The organism is Gilliamella sp. ESL0443, assembly GCF_019469165.1.
In the GTDB taxonomy this organism is placed as follows: Bacteria; Pseudomonadota; Gammaproteobacteria; order Enterobacterales; family Orbaceae; genus Gilliamella; species Gilliamella apicola_E.
Window position 1 is genome coordinate 73,274 of the sequence record NZ_CP048263.1, and the last position, 21,964, is coordinate 95,237.

General features: G+C 35.3%; 22 protein-coding genes. 12 read left to right on the plus strand and 10 right to left on the minus strand.

The window, feature by feature from the left end:
* Positions 1 to 94: 94 nt before the first annotated feature.
* Together metA and pgi are read left to right on the plus strand one after the other, a co-directional pair.
* Positions 95 to 1,024 carry a homoserine O-succinyltransferase gene (metA, locus tag GYM76_RS00315; protein ID WP_065561783.1) on the plus strand — a complete coding sequence of 310 codons (930 nt, stop codon included), beginning with the start codon at positions 95 to 97 and terminating at the stop codon, positions 1,022 to 1,024.
* Between the two features lie 175 nt (positions 1,025 to 1,199).
* Positions 1,200 to 2,849: a glucose-6-phosphate isomerase gene (gene pgi, locus GYM76_RS00320; protein ID WP_220225518.1), complete on the plus strand. Its 1,650-nt coding sequence runs from the start codon at positions 1,200 to 1,202 to the stop codon at positions 2,847 to 2,849.
* 92 nt (positions 2,850 to 2,941) lie between these two features.
* Here pgi and crr read toward each other — a convergent pair whose 3' ends face one another.
* The 4 genes from crr to GYM76_RS00340 all read right to left on the minus strand — a co-directional run bounded on the left by crr (position 2,942) and on the right by GYM76_RS00340 (position 5,959).
* The gene (gene crr / locus GYM76_RS00325) at positions 2,942 to 3,445 is read right to left on the minus strand and encodes a PTS glucose transporter subunit IIA (protein WP_065561785.1); all 504 of its coding nucleotides are present in this window, start codon (positions 3,443 to 3,445) and stop codon (positions 2,942 to 2,944) included.
* Between the two features lie 9 nt (positions 3,446 to 3,454).
* On the minus strand, positions 3,455 to 5,182 hold the full coding sequence (gene ptsI / locus GYM76_RS00330; RefSeq protein ID WP_220225519.1) for a phosphoenolpyruvate-protein phosphotransferase PtsI: 1,728 nt from the start codon (positions 5,180 to 5,182) through the stop codon (positions 3,455 to 3,457).
* Positions 5,183 to 5,234: 52 nt separating this feature from the next.
* The gene (gene ptsH, locus GYM76_RS00335; protein WP_065561787.1) at positions 5,235 to 5,492 is read right to left on the minus strand and encodes a phosphocarrier protein Hpr; all 258 of its coding nucleotides are present in this window, start codon (positions 5,490 to 5,492) and stop codon (positions 5,235 to 5,237) included.
* A gap of 140 nt (positions 5,493 to 5,632) precedes the next feature.
* The gene (locus GYM76_RS00340) at positions 5,633 to 5,959 is read right to left on the minus strand and encodes a hypothetical protein (RefSeq protein ID WP_065561788.1); all 327 of its coding nucleotides are present in this window, start codon (positions 5,957 to 5,959) and stop codon (positions 5,633 to 5,635) included.
* 129 nt (positions 5,960 to 6,088) lie between these two features.
* Here GYM76_RS00340 and GYM76_RS00345 point away from each other — a divergent pair, with 129 nt between their 5' ends.
* Both GYM76_RS00345 and pepP read left to right on the plus strand, forming a co-directional pair.
* Complete coding sequence (locus GYM76_RS00345; RefSeq protein WP_220225520.1) at positions 6,089 to 6,631, plus strand: YecA family protein; 543 nt, start codon at positions 6,089 to 6,091, stop codon at positions 6,629 to 6,631.
* A 33-nt stretch (positions 6,632 to 6,664) separates the two neighbouring features.
* A complete protein-coding gene (gene pepP / locus GYM76_RS00350) occupies positions 6,665 to 7,978 on the plus strand; it encodes a Xaa-Pro aminopeptidase (RefSeq protein WP_220225521.1) in 1,314 nt (437 codons plus the stop codon).
* Positions 7,979 to 8,069: 91 nt separating this feature from the next.
* Here the strand turns inward: pepP and GYM76_RS00355 are convergent, their stop codons facing one another.
* Positions 8,070 to 8,885: a TonB family protein gene (locus tag GYM76_RS00355; RefSeq protein WP_065735225.1), complete on the minus strand. Its 816-nt coding sequence runs from the start codon at positions 8,883 to 8,885 to the stop codon at positions 8,070 to 8,072.
* Between the two features lie 154 nt (positions 8,886 to 9,039).
* Between GYM76_RS00355 and ispB the strand changes: the two genes are divergently transcribed.
* On the plus strand, positions 9,040 to 10,023 hold the full coding sequence (gene ispB, locus GYM76_RS00360) for an octaprenyl diphosphate synthase (protein WP_065561792.1): 984 nt from the start codon (positions 9,040 to 9,042) through the stop codon (positions 10,021 to 10,023).
* 109 nt (positions 10,024 to 10,132) lie between these two features.
* Positions 10,133 to 11,005: an EamA family transporter gene (locus GYM76_RS00365; RefSeq protein ID WP_065735224.1), complete on the plus strand. Its 873-nt coding sequence runs from the start codon at positions 10,133 to 10,135 to the stop codon at positions 11,003 to 11,005.
* A gap of 68 nt (positions 11,006 to 11,073) precedes the next feature.
* Here the strand turns inward: GYM76_RS00365 and ffh are convergent, their stop codons facing one another.
* Positions 11,074 to 12,441, minus strand: coding sequence for a signal recognition particle protein (gene ffh / locus GYM76_RS00370; RefSeq protein ID WP_065561794.1), 1,368 nt, complete (start codon positions 12,439 to 12,441; stop codon positions 11,074 to 11,076).
* A gap of 146 nt (positions 12,442 to 12,587) precedes the next feature.
* Between ffh and GYM76_RS00375 the strand changes: the two genes are divergently transcribed.
* The 6 genes from GYM76_RS00375 (at position 12,588) to galU (ending at position 16,606) form a co-directional block, all read left to right on the plus strand.
* The gene (locus tag GYM76_RS00375) at positions 12,588 to 12,971 is read left to right on the plus strand and encodes a RidA family protein (RefSeq protein ID WP_220225522.1); all 384 of its coding nucleotides are present in this window, start codon (positions 12,588 to 12,590) and stop codon (positions 12,969 to 12,971) included.
* A 266-nt stretch (positions 12,972 to 13,237) separates the two neighbouring features.
* Complete coding sequence (locus GYM76_RS00380) at positions 13,238 to 14,434, plus strand: amino acid aminotransferase (RefSeq protein WP_220225523.1); 1,197 nt, start codon at positions 13,238 to 13,240, stop codon at positions 14,432 to 14,434.
* A 63-nt stretch (positions 14,435 to 14,497) separates the two neighbouring features.
* On the plus strand, positions 14,498 to 14,608 hold the full coding sequence (locus tag GYM76_RS00385; protein ID WP_370632592.1) for an entericidin A/B family lipoprotein: 111 nt from the start codon (positions 14,498 to 14,500) through the stop codon (positions 14,606 to 14,608).
* Between the two features lie 95 nt (positions 14,609 to 14,703).
* Positions 14,704 to 15,153 (plus strand): hypothetical protein, encoded by a 450-nt coding sequence (locus GYM76_RS00390; protein ID WP_220225525.1) that lies wholly within the window; start codon positions 14,704 to 14,706, stop codon positions 15,151 to 15,153.
* A 10-nt stretch (positions 15,154 to 15,163) separates the two neighbouring features.
* Positions 15,164 to 15,661 (plus strand): DUF2569 domain-containing protein, encoded by a 498-nt coding sequence (locus GYM76_RS00395; RefSeq protein WP_065561798.1) that lies wholly within the window; start codon positions 15,164 to 15,166, stop codon positions 15,659 to 15,661.
* Positions 15,662 to 15,691: 30 nt separating this feature from the next.
* Positions 15,692 to 16,606: a UTP--glucose-1-phosphate uridylyltransferase GalU gene (galU, locus tag GYM76_RS00400; RefSeq protein WP_220225526.1), complete on the plus strand. Its 915-nt coding sequence runs from the start codon at positions 15,692 to 15,694 to the stop codon at positions 16,604 to 16,606.
* A gap of 80 nt (positions 16,607 to 16,686) precedes the next feature.
* Here galU and GYM76_RS00405 read toward each other — a convergent pair whose 3' ends face one another.
* From GYM76_RS00405 to waaA, 4 genes are all read right to left on the minus strand, one after another.
* Entirely contained in the window at positions 16,687 to 18,108 is a 1,422-nt protein-coding gene (locus GYM76_RS00405) for a cation:dicarboxylate symporter family transporter (protein WP_220225527.1), read from the minus strand.
* Positions 18,109 to 18,230: 122 nt separating this feature from the next.
* Positions 18,231 to 19,556, minus strand: a complete 1,326-nt coding sequence (locus GYM76_RS00410) for a CoA-disulfide reductase (protein WP_220225528.1) — start codon at positions 19,554 to 19,556, stop codon at positions 18,231 to 18,233.
* Positions 19,557 to 19,710: 154 nt separating this feature from the next.
* A complete protein-coding gene (hemH, locus tag GYM76_RS00415) occupies positions 19,711 to 20,688 on the minus strand; it encodes a ferrochelatase (protein ID WP_220225529.1) in 978 nt (325 codons plus the stop codon).
* The gene (waaA, locus tag GYM76_RS00420; protein WP_220225530.1) at positions 20,685 to 21,962 is read right to left on the minus strand and encodes a lipid IV(A) 3-deoxy-D-manno-octulosonic acid transferase; all 1,278 of its coding nucleotides are present in this window, start codon (positions 21,960 to 21,962) and stop codon (positions 20,685 to 20,687) included. Before waaA ends, hemH begins: the two co-directional genes overlap by 4 nt.
* Between the last annotated feature and the right edge of the window lie 2 nt (positions 21,963 to 21,964).

Sequence of the window (21,964 nt, forward strand, 5' to 3'; positions counted from 1 at the left end):
CGACAATCTTACTAAAAAACACTATATTTAGCTATATGGATTTCTAGACGTCTATTTGAAATGTTATAAAAAGTAATTAATAGGAGCTTTTAATATGCCTATATGTATTCCAGATTCATTACCGGCAGTAGATGTGTTACGTAATGAAAATGTATTTGTGATGACTTCAACTCGTGCTAATACTCAAGAAATTCGTCCACTAAAGCTTCTCTTCTTAAATTTAATGCCTAAAAAGATCGAAACTGAAAATCAGTTTTTACGTTTGCTTTCCAATTCATCTTTACAAGTCAATATTCAACTCTTGCGTATTGATCAACGTGAATCCAAAAATACCCCTGTAGAGCATTTAAATAGCTTTTATTGTGATTTTGAAGATATTCGTGAGCAGAATTTTGATGGTCTTATCATAACTGGCGCACCATTAGGTAAAGTCGCATTTTCAGATGTAGTGTATTGGCCAAAATTAGCTGAAATAATTACTTGGGCTAAAGATCATGTTACTTCAACAATGTTTGTTTGCTGGGCTGTACAAGCTGCATTAAATGTACTCTATGATATGCCAAAATTTACTCGCTCACAAAAATTGTCAGGCGTCTATCAACATCAAATCATACAACCTAATGCACTTTTAACTCGAGGTTTTGACGATACTTTTTTAGCGCCACATTCACGTAATGCTGATTTTCCAATAGATAAAATTAAAAGTTATACTGATTTGACGATTTTAGCTGAATCAGATTTAACCGGTCCATATTTGATGGCAACTGCTGATAAACGTATGGCTTTTGTAACAGGGCATCCAGAATATGACTCCTTCACCTTAGCTAATGAATATAATCGAGATTTGAAAGCTGGAATAAATCCGGAAATTCCTTACAACTATTTTCCTGAAAATAACCCAAATTTAACGCCCAAAGCCACATGGCGAAGCCATGCTTATTTATTATTTAGTAACTGGCTCAATTATTATGTTTATCAATTAACACCATTTGATTTAACAACTCGCAATTTGACAATTGATTAAATGGGAAAGTAAATAAATTTATAAACTAGATACCTACTGGTAAAAAAGTTTAATTAATTACCAGTAGATAGAATTTTTCAACTAACTTAATTTGAATGGATAAATCCTTATCTTGCATCATGTTATCCATAGTTATATCATGGCTAATAGTGCTATATTAATTAAGGAATAAGTTATGTTAAAGTCAATAGATCCAACTACTACATCCGCTTGGAAGTCCCTTCAAGTTAGTTATCAGAAGCATTGCGATAAGACGATTGCTCAAATTTTAAAAGATGAACCTAAACGAGTTGAAAAGTTAAGTATTCCTTTTGAAGATGAGTTCTTGGTTGATCTGTCTAAAAACCGCATTACTGAGGAGACCTTAAAGCAACTTTATCAGCTTGCTGACGAGTGTGATTTAAGCGGGGCTATTAATGCCATGTACAGTGGTGAAAAAATTAATCGTACCGAAAATCGAGCCGTTTTACATATTGCGCTTCGCAATGTATCAAATTCACCAATTTATGTTGATGGTAAAAATGTTATGGATGACGTCAATGCTGTGCTGGCTAAGATGGAATCCTTTAGTAAAAAAATTATTAGTGGTGAATGGAAAGGCTATACTGGTAAAGCGATTACTGATGTAGTTAATATCGGAATTGGAGGTTCAGATTTAGGACCAGTGATGATTACCGAAGCATTACGCCCTTATAAAAACCATCTAACTATGCACTTTGTTTCTAATGTCGATGGTACTCACATTGTTGAAGCTTTAAAAGGTTTAAATCCAGAAACAACGCTATTTTTAGTTGCATCGAAGACCTTTACAACTCAAGAAACTATGACTAATGCACAAACCGCTCGTCAATGGTTACTTGATGCTGCAAAAGATGATAAAGCTGTTGCGCTTCACTTTGTAGCTTTATCAACCAATGCCAAAGAAGTAGAAAAATTTGGTATTGATACTGCCAATATGTTTGAATTTTGGGATTGGGTTGGTGGTCGTTATTCTTCTTGGTCTGCAATCGGCTTATCAATTGTACTTTCAATTGGTTTTGAAAACTTTAAACAGTTTTTAGCTGGTGGACATGCGATGGATAAACATTTCCAAAGCACACCGATTGAAAAAAATATCCCAACATTACTTGCTTTAATTGGGATTTGGTACAATAACTTCTATGGTGCAGAAACCGAGGCAATTCTACCTTATGATCAATATATGCATCGCTTTGCAGCTTATTTTCAGCAAGGGAATATGGAATCAAATGGTAAAAGTGTTGATCGTAATGGCAACAAGACTACTTATACTACAGGTCCTATTATTTGGGGTGAACCAGGGACAAATGGTCAACATGCGTTTTATCAATTAATTCACCAAGGTACTAAACTTATTCCTTGTGATTTTATTGCACCGGCAATTAGTCATAATCCAGTTGGCGATCATCATCCTAAATTGCTTTCTAACTTTTTTGCTCAAACAGAAGCTTTAGCTTTTGGTAAGACTGCTCAACAAGTAGAACAAGAGTTTCTTGCTGCTGGTAAAAAGCTTGAAGAAGTTAAATCTATTGTTCCATTTAAAGTTTTTGAAGGCAATAAACCGACTAACTCTATTTTAGTGAAAAAAATTACACCGTACACTTTAGGCGCATTAGTGGCGATGTATGAGCACAAAATCTTCACGCAAGGTGTTATTTTAAATATCTTTAGCTTCGATCAGTGGGGGGTTGAATTGGGTAAACAGTTAGCTGGTCGTATTTTACCTGAACTTGCTGATGATAAACCAGTCAGCTCGCATGATGAATCAACCAACAGCTTGATTAATCAATACAAAAAATGGCGTTAAACGAATTATTTGAACTCTATGTTTGATTATTCTCAATAAAAAACCTTCAGTGAAAACTGAAGGTTTTTTATGGGTAGTAACTTTGTGCGATGTTATTTTTTAACACGCATAATTGGTGTTTTACCTGCCTCAACTGAGCCGGATAACTTAGTTAATTCAACAACAGTTTCCATATTAGATATTACAACTGGTGTTAACACTGATTTGGCTTTACTTTCAAGTAAAGGCAGATCGATTTCGATGATAGTATCTCCAATTTTAACTTGTTGTCCTTCTTCGGCAACTCGTGTAAAACCTTCACCTTTTAATTCCACCGTATCTATACCGAAATGAACAAAAAGTTCGATACCTTCATCTGATTCAATAGCAAATGCATGATTGGTTTCAAAAATTTTACCAATTTTACCATTTAATGGTGCTACAATTTTATTACCAGAAGGTTTTATAGCAACACCATCACCAACGATTTTTTCTGCAAAAACTACATCTGGCACATCTTCGATCTTAACGATTTCACCACTAAGAGGTGCAATAATTTCGATGCTGTTTTTGTTATCATCGGATACAAATTGCTTTATTTTATCGAATAAACCCATCATTGCCTCCTAACAAATTTGCTTTTCAGCAGTATATTTTTCAATTAAATCGGTTATTTCTTTAGCTGTTGCTTTTTCAAGAACAGTATCAGCAAATTTCTTCGCTTCTTCATAATTAGTATTACGAATTAATTTTTTGATTTTAGGAATTGATACCGCACTCATACTGAACTCATCAAGCCCCATACCTAGTAATAAAATTGTTGCTCTTTCATCACCAGCAAGCTCTCCACACATTCCTGTCCATTTACCTTCTTTGTGAGAAGCATCGATTACATTTTTAATCAATGTTAATACTGATGGTGAAAGTGGATTATAAAGATGTGAAATAAGCTCATTACCACGGTCAACAGCAAGTGTATATTGGGTTAAATCGTTAGTTCCAATACTAAAGAAATCAACTTCTTTAGCTAAATGTCTAGCAATAACCGCAGCGGCTGGTGTTTCGATCATCACACCAATTTCAATGCTTTTATCGAATGCTTTACCTTCAGATGTTAATTGTTCTTTAAGGATATTAATTTCAGATTTTAGAATACGAATTTCTTCTACCGAAATAATCATTGGGAACATAATACGCAATTTACCAAATGCAGAAGCGCGTAAGATTGCTCGTAACTGTGCATGTAGTATTTCTTTACGATCTAAACAGATACGAATTGCACGCCAACCTAAGAATGGATTTTCTTCTTTTGGTAAATGCATATATGGTACATCTTTGTCACCACCGATATCCATTGTACGAACAATAACTGATAAGCCATTAGTTGATTCAGCAACTTCTTTATATGCTTTGAATTGTTCATCTTCATTAGGATAAGCTTCACGATCCATGAATAAGAATTCTGTACGATAAAGCCCAACACCTTCATAACCATTACGATCTGCACCAGCAATATCACGAACAGTACCAATATTTGCACAAATTTCAACTTGATGACCATCAAGTGTTACAGCTGGTAGATCTTTTAATTTTGCTAACTCTTCTTTATCAGCAAGATATTTTGTTTGTACTTGTTTTAGTTTTTCTTGAGTTGCATGATCTGGATTAATGTAGATAGCATTGTTGATTGCATCTAAAATAACAAAATCACCTTGTTTGATTTCTTGTGTTGCATTAGATGTACCCACGATTGCTGGAATTTCTAATGAACGGGCCATGATTGATGTATGTGAAGTGCGCCCTCCCGCATCAGTGATGAAACCTAACACCATATCTAAATTTAATTGAGCAGTTTCAGACGGTGTTAAATCAGTCGCAACTAAAATACAAGGTTGGCTAATAGCACTTAGATCAACAATTTCGATGCCTAAAATATTTTTTAGCAGTCGTTTACCAATATCACGGATATCGGCAGCACGTTCTTTTAGATATTCATCATCTAGATTTTCTAACTCTTTTGCTTGGGTTTCAAATACAGATTGGACAGCTGCGTCAGCACTTGAGTGTTTACTTTTGATGCGTGAAATAACTTCTTGTTCAAGATCTTCATCTTCAAGAAGCATGATATGACCTTCAAAAATAGCAGCTTTATCCTCACCTAAAGTGGTTTTAGCTCGTTCCATGATCGCATGTAATTGTTCGCTTGATTTTTCACGTGCTTCTTTAAAACGATCAATTTCAGCGTCAATTTTGTTATCAAGAATTTGCCTATTATTTATAACAATAGGTTCTTCTTTTAATAATAGCGCTTTTGCAAAAGCGATACCTGGGGAAACAAGTATACCTGATACCATAACATTTAATCCTTATCTAATATTAAAACCGTTCAACGCTAACATGGGAGTATTATTCCAATTCAGGAATTAATTTTACTAAATGAGTTACTGCTTCTTTTTCATCTTCACCTTCGGCTGAAATAGTAATAGTTGTACCTTGAGTTAAGCCTAATGTTTGTAATTTGAATAAGCTTTTAGCACTTGCACTTTTTCCATTTGATGTGACAGTAATTTCAGAATTGAAGTTTTTAGCTTCCTTTACAAATTGTGCAGCAGGGCGGGTGTGAAGACCGTTCGATGCAGTAATGGTTACATCTTGCTTGTACATAATTATTTTACTCCCAAAAATATATTTGTTCATGCGACAATATAAATAAAAACAGCTTGAAAGGCTAGTAAGATTTCACGGATATGTGACAATTAGTCAATCTTATTAGCGATACTTTACAAAGTAAGCTGAAATATTTATTAATATCGGTAAATTCGAGTGACTCTATCACTACATTTTTTAAATTCAACCTGACCGTGAATTCCTCGTTTGATATTTTCAAATACCATCTCTTCACTACCATCTAGTTGTGAGGCACGGATCTCGTCTCGGCAGAAAGCTTCAAACTTATCAAGTTCTTGTTCTCCATTGCCTAACTGATAATCTTTAGGTAAGTCTTGGCTGGTTATATAGGTATTATTCTGTACATCAAGAACAATCACACCTTTATTTTTCAGCCATGAACTACAAGCAGTTAACGATATAACTATATACAGTGATGTTAAAATTAATCTAAAAATGTTCAAAATAATTCCTTTATAAAGCACAATAACCTGTTTATTATTTACAGCTAGGCACAAATTATATACTAATAATGAGTGAAAGTGCAGAGGGATGTATTTTCACTATTATTATAAACTAATAAGGTGGAGTTAATGACTAATACCAAGATTTATGACGAGCTTAATCGTCAACTTATCCAAAATAAAGTTGGCATAACTGCAGCTGAATTACATGGATTCTTATCTGGCTTATTAGCTGGAGGAAATCATGACGAAAGTTGGAGAGTGTTAGTTCAAGACATGTTGAATGATGGGCAAAAAATAGCCGAACCTTTAAATAAGGAAGTGGAAGAATTATATCATACAACTAAACAACAATTTATTGATGAAGATTTTGAGTTCCAACTTCTACTTGGTGAGCAAGATTTGTTTACGCAAATTGACGATTTAGTGGGATGGGTAAATCATTTTTTATTGGGTATTGGTTTAGTTCAACCTAAACTTAATCGAGTTAAAGGTGATGTGGGTGAAGCAATATATGATCTAAGACAAATAGCTAAACTCGGTTATGATGAAGATGAAGATCAGCAAGAGCTGGGCTTTGCATTTGAAGAGATCAAAGAGTACGTTCGCATTACGGCGATGTTATGTTTTGATGAATTTAATGAATCCGATATCACACCAACACTTCACTAATATACGATATTACTGATTATCAAGGTAAACGCTATGATAGATATTCAGACCAAGACAGAACTGCTAGATCGGCGAAATAAATTATTGGCTCAGATGGAGCCAAATAGCATTGCCTTATTTTTTGCTTCACCAGAAGTTAAACGAAGTAATGATACCCACTATCCTTATAGACAAGATAGTGACTTTTGGTATTTTACTTTTTTTGCAGAGCCAGAAGCGCTTTTGGCAATAATTAAACAACAAGACGGTCAAGGACGATATATTTTATTTAATCGCAAGAAAGATCCTTTAGCCGAAACATGGACTGGCTATCGCTTAGGCCAGCAAGAGGCATTAACAAAGATTTTAGTCGATGAGGCTTATCTTTTCGATGATATAGAGAGTGTTCTACCAAATTTAATAAATGGAAAAAAAGCAATTTATTATGCAGACCAGCTATATGATTATGCTGACGAGATAATTAAGAAAGCAATCAATACATTACGGCAAGGTGCTCGATTTAAACTTTCTGCGCCGAGTACAGTTATTGATTGGCGACCAATTGTTCATGAAATGCGAATGTTTAAGTCTGAATATGAAATGGCTCTTTTACGTAAAGCGTGCGAAATCAGTGCTCAAGCCCATATTCGGGCAATGCAAAAATGCCAGGCTAATTGGTATGAATATCAATTAGAAGCTGAAATATTACATGAGTTTGCATGGCATGGCGCTCGATGGCCGTCATATAATACTATTGTTGGCGGAGGTAATAATGGTTGTATATTGCATTATGAAAATAATAGCGACACGCTCAAAGATGGCGATTTAGTCTTAATTGATGCAGGTTGTGAATATCATTATTATGCAGGTGATATTACTCGAACATTTCCGATTAATGGTAAATTTAGTCAAGCACAACTCGAAATATATAACATTGTGTTAACTGCGCAATGTACAGCTATCAAATTATTGAAACCAGGCACCTCAATATCATTAGTTAATCAAAAAATTATTCGGATTATGGTTGAAGGATTAGTTAAGCTTGGAATTATGCAAGGTGATGTTGAAACATTGATTACTAACAAAGCTTATTTAGCATTCTATATGCATGGATTAGGTCACTGGTTAGGCATTGATGTGCATGATGTTGGCAGTGATCGTGATCGCATACTCGCTCCGGGTATGGTCTTAACCGTTGAGCCTGGACTTTATATTAATAAAGATGCTGATGTGCCAGAATGTTATAAAGGTATTGGGATTCGTATCGAAGATAATATTTTGGTTACCGAATCTGGTAACGAAATTTTAACCTCAACGGTACCTAAACAACCGCAGGAAATTGAACTTTTAATGCAAAAGAATAGATAAACTATTTATCAACTAAGCACTAATTGAATTATAAAATTAGTGCTTTTACAGTTTTTTATTTAATAATAGTTATTGATTGAGGAATGAGTGATTAATTGCTTCCTAAGCTAATTGAACTATCACGATTGAAAACAATTTTTATTTTGAGATCTTTTCCGGCAATCGGCTTATATTTCCACATTTTCATTGCTGAGATAACCGAGCGATTAAAAATATTATTAGGTTGGGCTTCAATAATCCTAATATTTTCAACACGGCCCTCACTAGTTACATCAAACATAGCAACAACATAACCTTCTAAGCGCATATCTAGTGCTCTTCGAGGATATTCTGGTCGATTACGACTAATTGGAGAGGGATTACCAGAATATTGTCGATTATCAGATACTTTAGGAGCTACTGAAGTATTTGCTATATTATCACTTATCACATCTTGTCTAACTTGTTGACGAGATGATTTTTGTGTCGGTGGTTTTTTCTTATTTGGTTTAGGTTTAACAATAACTGGTTTATCTGGCTCTGTTGCTGGTTTTTTTTGTTCTATTTCAGGTGTAGGTTCCGGAATCTTTTCTTCAACGACTTCTGGCTCTACGACTGGTTCTTCAATTGGTTTATTGTCAATGATTTCACTGTTTTCAGCACCTTTGATTTCAGGTGTTTCTTCAACCAATGATTGTTCCGGAGCTGCTAACTGAGTAAGGTCAATCATAACAGCTTTAATTGAATTATCACCTTCATCAACAACGATATTATTTGCAAACAGTGCAGAGCTGAACAATAATCCAAATAAAAATAAATGTGATATTACAGAGATCGATGTATATATATAGGCATCCTTTTGCTTATTAGAAGCAGGTGATTGCGGCTCTTTTTCGTTGTTGATATCTATATCAAAGTTGATCTTCATAACAGTAATTAATGTTCATTTAAGGTGTGTATTCTAAATGAAAATGCTTATCATTTGTAGTATTTTTTTAAATATGATTTAGCAATACTTGTTGCTTAAAAATATTTATCAGATAATAGTAAATAAATATCTCCCATTTGTAGTGGTTAGACTGATGAATAATCCATCGATAAAACAAATACTCGATCTAGTGCAAGATGATTTAGTTAAAGTTAATGAAGCAATACAAGCAGAACTTAGTTCTGATGTTGTACTAATTAATCAATTAGGGAATTACATCATTAGTAGTGGTGGAAAACGGATTCGCCCAGTTATTGCTTTGTTAATAGCTAAAGCGCTTAATTATCAGGGTGATAAACATATTATTACCGCAGCTTTTATCGAATTTATTCACACTGCAACTTTATTGCATGATGATGTTGTTGATGAATCTGATTTACGGCGAGGTAAATCAACTGCTAATGCGCTATTTGGTAATGCGGCAAGTGTCTTAGTTGGTGATTATATTTACACAAGATCTTTCCAAATGATGGTACGCACAGAATCATTCAAAGTATTGAAGATAATGTCAGAAGCAACAAATATTATTGCTGAAGGTGAAGTTCAACAGCTGATAAATTGTAATGATCCTGATATTACTAAAGAGCAATACCTACAAGTTATTTATCGCAAAACAGCAAGACTGTTTGAAGCAACATCGCATTCAGCAGCAGTATTAGCAGGAGCAACACCAGAGCAAGAATTTGCACTGCAAGAGTATGGAAAATACTTGGGAACCGCCTTTCAAATTATTGATGACTTATTAGATTATAGTGCGGATAGTAATCAAAAATTAGGTAAAAATTTGGGTGATGATCTCAATGAAGGTAAACCAACCTTACCATTATTGCATGCAATGCATCATGCTAATTCAGAAGATGCGACATTAATCCGTCAAGCTATCGAGCAAGGTAATGGCAGGCATTTATTAGATCATATTTTAAAAGTTATGCAGTCGTGTGGATCTCTTGAATTTACTTTAAAAACGGCTCAACAAGAGGCCAATAAAGCATTCAATGTTATTTCAATCTTACCTGATTCCCCTTATAAAAAAGCGCTACAAGATCTGGCTTTACTATCAGTAAAAAGGGATAACTAAACGTGATGTGATATTTAAAAAATATTATTTATACGAAAATTGATTTTACGTTGCTGTATAAACAAATTGCTTCCCTTAATATGCAATTACTTTAATTTAGGTAGTCATTATGCTCAAAAGATCTTGGCCTGTTTTTTTAATTTTTATTTCGATGATATCAGTGCAAGCAAGTGCTTCATTTGCTAAATACTTGTTTCCTGTACTAGGGCCTGAGGCGATGACAGCATGGCGGTTGTTTTTCTCAGCGATTTTATTGGTAATAATCTTTAAACCTTGGCGTAAAACTATTACTAAGTCAGCCATTAAATATATTATTCTGTATGGTGTCGCTATGGGATGTATGAATTTGGCTTTTTATAATGCCATATCTCGAATCCCAATAGGAATTGCTGTGGCAATAGAGTTAACTGGACCAATTATGGTTGCGATGTTTTCTGGGCGCCGATTAACTGATTTTGTTTGGTTAGCTATTGCGATCATTGGATTGGTGATGTTGCTTCCTATTCATCAGGCTTCTAACGATTTGGATCCTATCGGTATATTACTAGCTTTATGTGCAGGAAGCTGTTGGGCTGGTTATATTGTTTTTGGGCGAAAAGCGGGTGAAATTTATGGTGCCTCAAGTGTTGCGGTAGGTTCGATTATTGCCTCAATATTACTCTTTCCTATTGGTGTATGGCACAGTGGTAGCACCATGTTTTCGATGGATCTGTTGCCTCTCGTTTTTGTCGTTTCATTATTGGCGTCTGCTATTCCATATGGCCTGGATATGATCGCTTTGCCACGATTACCCGCACAAACTTTTAGTACTCTGATGAGCTTGTCACCTGTATTTGCTGCGTTTTCTGGATTAATTGTTTTACACGAACAGTTAACTCATTATCAATGGATTGCTATTCTATTTATTATAGTTTCATCGATTGGTACTGTATTAACTATGCAGCGTCCAACTAAAATTAAAGCGCTAAATCGAGAAAATTGAGTTTATTGAAATACTATCGTGTAACTTTGCACGATAGTATTTTATTGAAAGAAAAGCGACGTAAAATGTTATCTAGGTGGGAAGCCCATGCCTCCCCCCATTAGACCTTTCATTTGGCGCATCATCTTCATCATGCCACCACCTTTCATCTTTTTCATCATTTTTTGCATATCTTCAAACTGCTTAAGCAGCTTGTTAACATCTTGCACTTGGGTACCTGAACCATTAGCAATACGGCGTTTGCGTGAGCCTTTGATGATTTCGGGGTTGGCTCGTTCTTTTAATGTCATCGAACCAATTATGGCTTCCATCTTGATGGTGATTTTATCATCCATCTGTGCTTTGATATGATCAGGAAGTTGACCAACGCCAGGTAGTTTAGCCAGCATAGCGCCCATTCCACCCATATTACGCATTTGTCGAAGTTGATCTTGGAAGTCATTAAAATCAAACTTATCGCCTTTTTTAAGTTTTTTGGCGATTTTCTCTGCCTTTTCACGATCAACATTACTCTGTAACTCTTCAATTAAAGAGAGTACATCACCCATCCCTAAAATGCGTGAAGCGATACGGTCAGGATAAAAAGGTTCTAATGCATCCGTCTTTTCACCCATCCCTAAAAATTTGATTGGTTTACCGGTAATATGACGAATCGATAACGCCGCACCGCCACGAGCATCACCATCCACCTTAGTTAAAATAACCCCGGTCAAAGGTAATGCGTCATTAAATGCTTTTGCCGTATTAGCAGCATCTTGCCCGGTCATGGCATCGACCACAAATAACGTTTCAATTGGATTGATTGCATCATGCAATGCTTTGATTTCATCCATCATCTCGCTATCGACATGTAATCGACCAGCGGTATCGACAATAAGGACATCAAAAAATTGTAATTTAGCATGTGAAATTGCTTTGTTAACAATATCAATAGGTTTTTGATTGATATCTGACGGGAAGAATTCCACATCAATTGCTTTAGCGAGTGTTTCTAACTGTTTTATGGCCGCAGGGCGATAAACATCAGCAGAGACAACTAACACTTTCTTTTTCTGTTTTTCTTTTAAAAATTTTGCTAGTTTTGCAACGCTAGTCGTTTTACCCGCACCTTGCAAACCTGCCATTAGAATGACGGCTGGAGGTTGGGTGGCTAAGTTAAGTGAACTATTAACTTCACCCATAGCTGTAGTAAGTTCTGCTTGAACGATTTTGATGAATTCTTGGCCTGGTGTTAGACTTTTATTAACATCTAAACCAACAGCTTTTTGTTTAACTTGGTTAATAAATTCTCGTACCACAGGTAGGGCAACATCAGCCTCAAGTAATGCCATACGGACATCACGTAGGGCATCTTTGATATTATCTTCTGATAAGCGTCCACGCCCACTAATATTGCGAAATGTCTGTGATAAACGGTCAGTTAAATTCTCAAACATGCTAACTCTCAACAAATGAAAAAATTTTCAACTATCATATCAGAAAATTGGCAGAAGTCCCATGATCATAAATTTACCATGACTTGACACTAAAATTGGTTCCTGTTGAAATGAGATGCATAACAAGATGAAAGGAGAAATCATATATGGTAAAAGTTGTTAATACCAACAAAGCACCAGCAGCAATAGGTCCTTATGTTCAAGGTGTTGATTTGGGCAACATGTTATTTGCATCAGGTCAAATTCCAATTAGTCCAGCTACAGGTGAGATGCCAAGTTGTGTCAAAGAGCAAGCTAAACAAAGTTTAGCGAATGTAAAAGCAATTATTACTGAGGCAGGATATCAAGTTAAAAATATCGTTAAAACGACAATTTTTTTAGCAGATATGAATGATTTTGCGGATGTGAATAGTGTCTATGAGGCATTTTTTACAGAGAATCAAGCAACATTCCCTGCTCGTTCTTGTGTACAAGTTGCTCGCATTCCTAAAGATGCAAAAGTTGAAATTGAAGTTATTGCGGTTAAATAAGCGACTTATAATTGTTAGCACCGAAAGGTGCTAATGAAGTAAAAAAAAGTTGAGGAACGGGGTTTTTGAGGTTTTTTTTATTTAAAATCCCGTTTTTGACCATCTATTCTAACGTTTTATATCCAAATCAGTCTTTTAAACGGTCTATTTTATTATCCTAAAATTATTTATATTTAAACTATTATTTAGTGATTGATTGCCAATTAAGTTGGTGCAATAATCTACAATCATCCATTGATATTTACTGATTTAATTAGGTTGGGAAAATGTTTGAAAAAGTAGAGTCGTACGCAGGGGATCCAATATTATCATTAGTTGCTGAATTCAATAATGATAAGCGCGAAAACAAGACCAATTTGAGTATTGGTTATTATTATGATGAAAATAGTGTGGTTCCTCAATTATCGTGTATTAAAACGGCTCGTGACTATATTTATCATCATCAACAAGGCGCACAACTTTATTTGCCGATGAGTGGCTTACCGAGTTATTGTCAGGCAATCCAATCATTGCTTTTTGGTGAAGATAATCCTGCTTTTCAAACGAAGCGGATAGCCACTGTTCAGACATTAGGAGGATCAGGTGCGCTGAAAGTCGGTGCTGACTTTTTATATCGTTATTTCCCTAATTCTCAAGTTTGGGTTAGTGATCCAACTTGGGAGAATCATATTGCCATTTTTAATGGCGCAGGATTTAAGGTAAATAAATATCCTTATTTTGATCCACAGACTTGTGGCGTGAATTTTGATGCGATGCTTGAAACACTTAATACCTTACCCGCTAAAAGTATTGTGTTATTGCATCCTTGCTGCCATAACCCAACTGGTGCAGAATTAACAAACCAACAATGGGACAAAGTGATTGATGTGTTACAAAACCGAGATCTCATCCCATTTATGGATATCGCTTACCAAGGTTTTGGCGAAAGTATCGAAAGTGATAGCTATGCAATAAAAAAAGTGGCTGAGCGAGGATTATGTGGGTTTATCAGTAATTCGTTTTCTAAAACATTTTCACTTTATGGTGAGCGAGTGGGCGGTTTATCCGTTTTATGTGATAATAATCAAGTGGCTAATCGAGTGTTTGGTCAATTACAAGCAACGGTTCGTCGAAATTATTCTAGTCCTGCCGCTTACGGTGCACAACTTGTATCATACGTATTAAATAATGCTGAACTTAAAGCATTATGGTTTAAAGAAGTTGAATCAATGCGCAATCGTATTGTTAGCATGCGCTCAACATTAGTCGATTTATTAAAAACAGCAGCACCTAAACAGAATTTTGACTACCTACTTAAACAAAGAGGTATGTTTAGTTACACCGGTTTTTCTAAAGAGCAAGTCGCACAACTAAAAGATGATTTCGCTGTTTATTTGGTGGGCAGCGGAAGAATGTGTGTGGCGGGTTTAAATCACCATAATATACATCGTGTAGCAGAAGCATTTGCCACAATCAAATCATAATGTGACTAACTAGAGGAGAATCACATGTTACGTAAAGTATTTATTTTATTGATAAGTATCGCGATGACAACACTTGTAGTAGGTTGTAACACGGTTAAAGGTGTTGGTAAAGACGTGCAATCAGGCGGTAAAGCAATTACCAATACTGCCGAAGATGTTAGTGAAAAATTGTAAATAATAAATGGGTTTGCTTATAGCTTCTTAAAAGCAAACAAAACCATATGTATCGACTATTTATTTTAGCATTTTTACTTGTAGGGTGTGGTTCGTTGAACTTTCGAACTGCACCTTTAATCATGGACAATTGCCAATATCAAAATCGTTCTGGTATTGAATTTAAGTTAAACCAACTTGAACCCAACCTTACACAATATCCCCATATTTATCTTTCACAAAGTCGAGCTAGTCGGCACTTACCCATAAGTTATGTTGGCTTAAAAGGCAAATTAACGGGTCAAACTTTTGAGCGAGATTATCCAAAAGAGACTTTTTGGCGTAGTACTAATATATTTGAAAGAGCATCAATGTATGATGATGGTTATGATGATCTTTACATTAGCGCCAAACAGAAAGAAGAACGCGATCGTAAAGCAAAGTTTGTTGTTAAAGAAGCTGTGTTAGAAACGTGTCAAATTGTTTATATTTCCATTGATTCTTTAGCTAAAGACAGTGATAATTCGTCATTAATTAAATTTAATGATTTATCTATTATTAACTAAGGATCTTTATATGACGGATAATCCAAAACTTAAGGGATTAGGTGGCTGGCTTATAGTTGTTGCAATATGTATCATATTTTCGATTGTAGTAAATCTATTCGGTATCGGTTTTATTGTTATGATTTTCAAAGACCATTGGGGTGAGTTTATCAATCCTGCTTCTGAATATTATATTCCTAATTTTAGTTGGGTTTTACCTTTGGAATTAGGTCTTAATGCGATTTTAATTCCTTTTGCCCTTTATTTGCTTTATCTTTTTTTTACTAAAAACTATAAATTTCCTTATTATATGATTGGTTATCTAGTAACATCATGTACTTTTGTTCTTTTGGATCAATTTTTTTCTTATCATTATGTTAAACTTCCGATTGAAACAAGCGATATAGCTAAAATAGTAAGACAACTTATTTGGAGCGGTATTTGGGCTGCTTATATATTAAGATCAGAGCGAGTTGCAAATACCTTTGTTGAAGGACAATGTAAAAGTCATAACAATATAATTAATTAATTTATCATTTTATTATTTTAAGGAATTAAAATGCCATTAAATTTTGAATCATCAGTTAAAGGGAAAGTTAAAAAAGCAGTTATTCCTGTTGCTGGTCTTGGCACAAGAATGTTACCTGCAACCAAAGCGATTCCTAAAGAGATGTTACCTGTGGTTGATAAACCACTTATTCAATATGTTGTCAAAGAGTGTATTGCGGCAGGGATAACTGAAATTATTTTTGTAACGCACTCGTCTAAAAATTCTATTGAAAACCACTTTGACACCAGTTTTGAGCTTGAAGCTATGCTTGAGGCCCGCGTTAAACGTCAACTTTTGCAGGAAGTACAAGGGATTCTGCCAAAAAACGTGACGATTACTAGTGTTCGCCAAGGGTTAGCAAAAGGACTTGGTCATGCGGTACTTTGTGCTTATCCTTTAGTTGGCGATGAGCCTTTTGCTGTAGTATTACCAGATGTGATTATTGATGAGTATGATAGTGATCTTACTCAAGATAATTTAGCGGCGATGATTAATAATTATCATAACACTAAACATAGCCAAATCATGGTCGAACCTGTGCCAAAAGATCTTGTTTCATCTTATGGTATTGTTGACTGCCGTGGTGAAGAGTTATCTGCAGGTAATGTAACGCAAATGTATAGTGTAGTTGAAAAACCGTCAATAGAAGAAGCGCCATCTAACCAATCAGTTGTTGGTCGTTATGTTTTGTCTGAGAAAATTTGGCCGTTGTTAGCGAAAACACCTTTAGGTGCTGGTGGTGAAATTCAATTAACTGATGCAATTGCAATGTTATTAGAAGAAGATCCAGTTGACGCATACTGTATTAAAGGCCGAAGCCACGACTGTGGTAATAAATTGGGTTATGTACAAACTTTCGTACAATACGCAATGCGCCACAAAAGTTTAGGTGATGATGTTAAAGCATGGTTAAAAACCATTTAATTTTATTTTACCGCTGATATAAAAAGACGCCAATTGGCGTCTTTTTGTTAATTAAATTAAACTGAAAATTGTCTTTATCGTTAAACTTCAGACTGTTCATTATCCAAAGTCACATTCGGATCATTATAAATATCCATATTCATTAATCCAACTTCATGATCGGTTGCTATTGCAGCGGTCATTGATCCAGATACATTAGCTAACGTTCTGGCCATATCAATGATTGGATCGACGGCTAACACCATACCAATTAATGGGAAGTATTCAGCCATACCCATGCCTGAAAGTACGACAGTCGCTGCGACTGTTGCAGTGCCTGGAATACCTGCGATACCAATTGATCCGATAACTACCACAATGACTAGCATTATATAGAATTGAATATCAGTATTAATACCCACCATATGAGCAACCATAACCGCGAGTAAGGCTGGGAAAAAGCCAGCGCAGCCATTCATTCCCATTGTACTCCCGAGTGAGCCAACTAGATTCGCTGTACCTGTATTGACGCCCATTCTGACGGTCAATGTTGAGATAGTCATCGGTAATGTACCAACAGATGAGCGGCTAGTGAAAGCAAGTAACCATGTGCCAAGTGCTTTTTTGATAAATACGATAGGTGAAATTCCATGAAGCATGACAATCACAATATGCACAACAAGCATTATTATGGTTGCAAGGTAAATTGCTAATACAAAGCTTGATACATCAATAATTGCTGGGATACCGTTTGAAATAATAGTACGAGCAAGTAAAGCAATTACCGCATAAGGCATATATTTAATAATCGTCATGGCAATTGACATGATAATTTTATAGAGCGCCTCAATAAAGGTTTTAAAAAGAGCAATAGGTTGTGGATTCTTTTTTTCCATTCGGTTTGCGGCAAGTCCCATCAATGCTGAAAAGATAACTAAGCCTACAATATTCTCTTTTACCATAGAGCCGATGATATTACTTGGAATAAGATTCACGAAAGTATCAATAATATTGGTATATTGTTTGGCGGTAGCCGTTTTGGTTGATGCTGAACTCAACTCACCTAATGATAGTAAATTTGCTAAAATAATACCGACAATACAAGCGATGGCTGTAGTGAATAGTAACCAAAAAATTCCTCTGAATGCTATTTTCGGCAAATTGTCTTTACCAGAAAAATCAATAATCACTTTTACAATTGAGACAAAAATTAATGGAATCACTAACATGCGTATGAAGGCAATAAAGGCACGACCAAACAAACCATACCATGTTGCTGTTTCTTGCATCCAAACAGTTGAACTTTCTGGAAAACCGGCTGCAGCTTGAATACCTAAACCAATAACAGCACCAAGCACCAATCCGACTAACATTCTAATGGAAAAATTAACTTTTTTGGTTTGCATCGGTCGCATGACGGCAAAAAAGCAAAGCAGTAATAAACCAATCCCGATTATAGTTTGATAATGGGTGATGGATAAGAACTTTTCGAAAAAAGTGCCCTGAAAAATGGCATCTGACATGTTTACCCCCAGCTTTTGGATAAAATTGAATTAATTTTTAATAATCTTTTATGGTTTGGATTAAAACCAAACCACATATTTTGAATTTTAATAATTTTGCAAATATTTGAAATATTTCAATACTATTTAGCAATGCCCCCAGCGATATTTAAAATATCCCATGGTCTTGAAAAAGGTGGTGCATATAAAAAGTCCATCATGGCTAATTCATCAATTTTCATATTAGCCCAAATAGCGGTGGCTAAACTATTCGTTCTTAATACAGCACCGCTGCCCCCAGCAATCTGTCCACCTAATAAAATACGAGTTTCGGCGTGATAAATAAGTTTAGCCGTGACGCTAGTTTGCCCTTCAACATAGTTACTATGATTTTTATCTTTAACTACTACTGTTTTGTATGGGATACTGGCTTTAATAGCTTGTTGTTCGGTTAGTCCTGTTCGACCGGCTTCGATATCAAATACTCTTAATGCTGATGTCCCAAGGGTTCCTGGGAATTGATTGTTACCGCCTGCTAAATTGTCACCGACAATTTTACCTAATTTGTTCGCTCCGGTCGCTAATGGAATATAAGTCATTGATTGGCTAACGCGATGATGAAGCGCGACACAGTCGCCTGCAGCATAAATATCAGCTATGTTAGTTTGTCCATAATTATCAACGACAATTGCACCATTACTAAGAGTTTCAATATTGAGGTGTTTATAAACTTCGCTATTAGGCTTTACTCCTGTGGCAATAATGACAATGTCGGCGGGATATTTAGCTTTATTAGTAATAACATGAGTAACTTTTTGTTCACCTTCAAAACCTTGTACTTGCTCTTGTAGATGTAAATCACAATGTCGTTTTAGATTTTCTTCAATTATCTCAGTAAGTTCTGGATCGAAGGCATCGGTCAATACTCTATCATCTAATTGAATTAATTTTACATTTTTATTCAATTTTACTAACGATTCAGTGATTTCTAGCCCGATATAGCCGGCACCAATGACCACGACATTACTATTTTGGTTTAAAGCTTTTTTTATTGCCAGACCATCATACATATCACGTAAAGTGAAAATATTTTCCAATTGTAGATTTTTTAAAGGTGGAATTATCGGTGTTGCCCCAACGGCAATGAGTAACTTATCATAATCGTCTTCAAAACAATTATTGTTTTTGATGTCTTTGATGGTGATTTTTTTTAATTGAGGATCAATAGCAATAACTTCATGTAATGTTTTGATTTCAATGCCATCTTTAGCAAATTGTTCTGGTGTTCTGGATATCATTTCATTTTCATCGCCAAAATGATTGCCAATAAAATAAGGTAATCCACAAGCTCCAAATGAAACTATATCTGATTTTTCATAGATACAGATTGTCGCATTGGGGTCCCTTCTTTTGGCTTTTGCAGCAGCACTTGCTCCAGCTGCTTGAGCGCCAATGATGATTATTTTCATCGATAATTCTCCTTTGAGCGCAGATAATTTTTAACTACCATCCTAACACAGGTTATCATCTTGGTTAAATTAGTTGGTAATTTAGCTTTAATCTTAATCAATTTTACGTTCAGCTGATGTAATTTTGGATAGTTTATTATCGTTAGAATAAATATTAATTAGTCAAAAAAGTTGAGGAACGGGGTTTTTGAAGTATATTTTTGATTAATTCCACCTGTAATGGCGTATCGTTTAAGGCTGGAATGTAATAAAAATGTTTACCACCAGCATCTAAAAATATTTCTCTGTTTTGCTCATCAATTTCATAAAGTGTTTCAATGCAATCCGCCGAAAAACCCGGGCAGATAACATGGACATGTTTGGTCCTAGTTTTAGCTAGGTTTTCTAATATATCGCTGGTGTTTGGTTCAACCCATTTCCCTTTTCCAAATTTTGATTGATAAGCCATTTTGATTGGTAAGTCGATACCATTATCTTGGCATTTTTTTATCAATAACTTGGTTGTTAACTGGCATCTTTGCACATAGTCATCTTGCCGTTTATCAATATAGCGTTGAGGTATGCCATGATAGGAAAGAAGCAATACATCAGGTTGTCCTTGCGTTGAAAAAGCTTGTTGCACTTGTGAATAAAGCGCATCGATATAACTTTCGTCATCTGCATAATCACGAATATAGTTAATCTTGAACGCACAATCACGAATAAGTTGCTTAACTTTATCTAATACCGCCTGAGTTGTAGTTGTAGAATATTGTGGAAATAACGGTAATAGTGTTATTTTTTCACATGATTTTAAATTATTTAGTGCGGATTGTAAGCTCGGTTCACCATAGGTCATGGCTAATTCGCATTGTATATCCGGTAATGCTTGTTGTAATTGATTCATCAAGCGTTTACTGTAATGGAGTAATGGTGATTCCTCATTTATCCATATTTTTTGATAATGGTTAATGATGTAGGGAACGCGTTTAGGTAATACTAGGTATTTTAGTATTGGATACCAAATAAAAGCAGGAAGATCGACAACATGACGATCGAGTAAAAACTCTGTTAAGTAAGAGCGAATTGCCTCTGGCGTTGCAGCACTTGGCGTACCTAAATTAACAATTAATACTCCCTGTTTGTTTTTCATAGGTTATCCTTATATGGTTCAAGATAGTGATGGATAACCTTAAGTAGGCGATTTAGTGCTCCTTGGTTTCTTTTTAATACTTGATATGCGTTTTCGCCCATTTGCTGACAACGATTGTCGTCATTCAATAAGCTGTTTACAGTTGAATAGAGTGAATCAGCTGTGCTGTCACATATCAACATACCATTAGCTTCAATTAACTGTTCACAAATCACTTTAAAGTTAAAAAAGTATTTACCGCTAATAATTGGAATATGGTGTAGTGCCGGTTCTAATGGATTGTGACCACCATGCTCAATTAAGCTACCACCAACAAAAGCGATATTAGCTAAGCCATAAAGTTCTAATAGTTCTCCCATGGTGTCGCCCAAAATCACTTGCGTTTGATCTGTTGGGATTTGCTTCGTGCTTCGTTTGATATAATTTAACTTATTATCGGAAATTAATTCTTCAACAGTTTTAAAACGTTCTGGATGACGCGGAACTAAGATAAGTAATAAGTTAGAGTGATTTTTTAGTAGTCGTTGAAATGCTGATAAAATGATTTCATCTTCACCTGAATGTGTGCTCGCTGCTATAAGAACTGGTCGATTTAATTGCCATTGCTGTTTTAATTGCGCAAGACTTTGTTTATCAGTTAGTTCAATATCAAATTTAATACTACCGGTTACGGTTAAATGCTCTTTTGGCAAACCTAACGATAAAAATCGCTCTCCATCTTGTTCGTTTTGAGCGGCGACAGTGCTGATTTTAGTTAATAGTTTACTAATCGCTTTTCCTAATTTGTGATACCTATTGGCTGAACGTTCAGATAATCGCGCATTAGCAATAATTAATGGGATTTTTTTGTTATGGCATTGGCTAATTAAGTTTGGCCAAAGTTCGGTTTCCATGATTATGACTAATTTAGGTTTAACTGCTTTTAGAAAACGATGTATTGAACAGGGTAAATCATAAGGTAAATAGACATGGCTAACGCTATCTTTTAGTAGCGTCTTAACTTGTTTAGAGCCAGTAGGTGTCATTGTTGTAACGGTAATTGGTAACTGCGGATATTGTTTTTGAAGTGTTTTTATCAATGGAATTGCTGCGAGTGTTTCGCCGACAGATACCGCGTGAACTAAAATTCCACCTGATTTGACTTTATTTTTACAAAATCCATAGCGTTCTAACCAACGCTTACGATAATCTGGTGCTTTGCGACTGCGCCAAAGCAGTCTAAACCAGACAAGCGGTTGGATTAAATAAAGTAAAATCGTATATAAAATATTCATGA

Excerpts from the sequence above, each read along its gene's own strand:
- metA (WP_065561783.1), top strand. The coding sequence starts at position 95 with ATGCCTATATGTATTCCAGATTCATTACCGGCAGTAGATGTGTTACGT.
- pgi (WP_220225518.1), top strand. The coding sequence starts at position 1,200 with ATGTTAAAGTCAATAGATCCAACTACTACATCCGCTTGGAAGTCCCTT.
- crr (WP_065561785.1), bottom strand. The coding sequence starts at position 3,445 with ATGGGTTTATTCGATAAAATAAAGCAATTTGTATCCGATGATAACAAA.
- ptsI (WP_220225519.1), bottom strand. The coding sequence starts at position 5,182 with ATGGTATCAGGTATACTTGTTTCCCCAGGTATCGCTTTTGCAAAAGCG.
- ptsH (WP_065561787.1), bottom strand. The coding sequence starts at position 5,492 with ATGTACAAGCAAGATGTAACCATTACTGCATCGAACGGTCTTCACACC.
- GYM76_RS00345 (WP_220225520.1), top strand. The coding sequence starts at position 6,089 with ATGACTAATACCAAGATTTATGACGAGCTTAATCGTCAACTTATCCAA.
- pepP (WP_220225521.1), top strand. The coding sequence starts at position 6,665 with ATGATAGATATTCAGACCAAGACAGAACTGCTAGATCGGCGAAATAAA.
- GYM76_RS00355 (WP_065735225.1), bottom strand. The coding sequence starts at position 8,885 with ATGAAGATCAACTTTGATATAGATATCAACAACGAAAAAGAGCCGCAA.
- ispB (WP_065561792.1), top strand. The coding sequence starts at position 9,040 with ATGAATAATCCATCGATAAAACAAATACTCGATCTAGTGCAAGATGAT.
- GYM76_RS00365 (WP_065735224.1), top strand. The coding sequence starts at position 10,133 with ATGCTCAAAAGATCTTGGCCTGTTTTTTTAATTTTTATTTCGATGATA.
- ffh (WP_065561794.1), bottom strand. The coding sequence starts at position 12,441 with ATGTTTGAGAATTTAACTGACCGTTTATCACAGACATTTCGCAATATT.
- GYM76_RS00375 (WP_220225522.1), top strand. The coding sequence starts at position 12,588 with ATGGTAAAAGTTGTTAATACCAACAAAGCACCAGCAGCAATAGGTCCT.
- GYM76_RS00380 (WP_220225523.1), top strand. The coding sequence starts at position 13,238 with ATGTTTGAAAAAGTAGAGTCGTACGCAGGGGATCCAATATTATCATTA.
- GYM76_RS00385 (WP_370632592.1), top strand. The coding sequence starts at position 14,498 with ATGACAACACTTGTAGTAGGTTGTAACACGGTTAAAGGTGTTGGTAAA.
- GYM76_RS00395 (WP_065561798.1), top strand. The coding sequence starts at position 15,164 with ATGACGGATAATCCAAAACTTAAGGGATTAGGTGGCTGGCTTATAGTT.
- galU (WP_220225526.1), top strand. The coding sequence starts at position 15,692 with ATGCCATTAAATTTTGAATCATCAGTTAAAGGGAAAGTTAAAAAAGCA.
- GYM76_RS00405 (WP_220225527.1), bottom strand. The coding sequence starts at position 18,108 with ATGTCAGATGCCATTTTTCAGGGCACTTTTTTCGAAAAGTTCTTATCC.
- GYM76_RS00410 (WP_220225528.1), bottom strand. The coding sequence starts at position 19,556 with ATGAAAATAATCATCATTGGCGCTCAAGCAGCTGGAGCAAGTGCTGCT.
- hemH (WP_220225529.1), bottom strand. The coding sequence starts at position 20,688 with ATGAAAAACAAACAGGGAGTATTAATTGTTAATTTAGGTACGCCAAGT.
- waaA (WP_220225530.1), bottom strand. The coding sequence starts at position 21,962 with ATGAATATTTTATATACGATTTTACTTTATTTAATCCAACCGCTTGTC.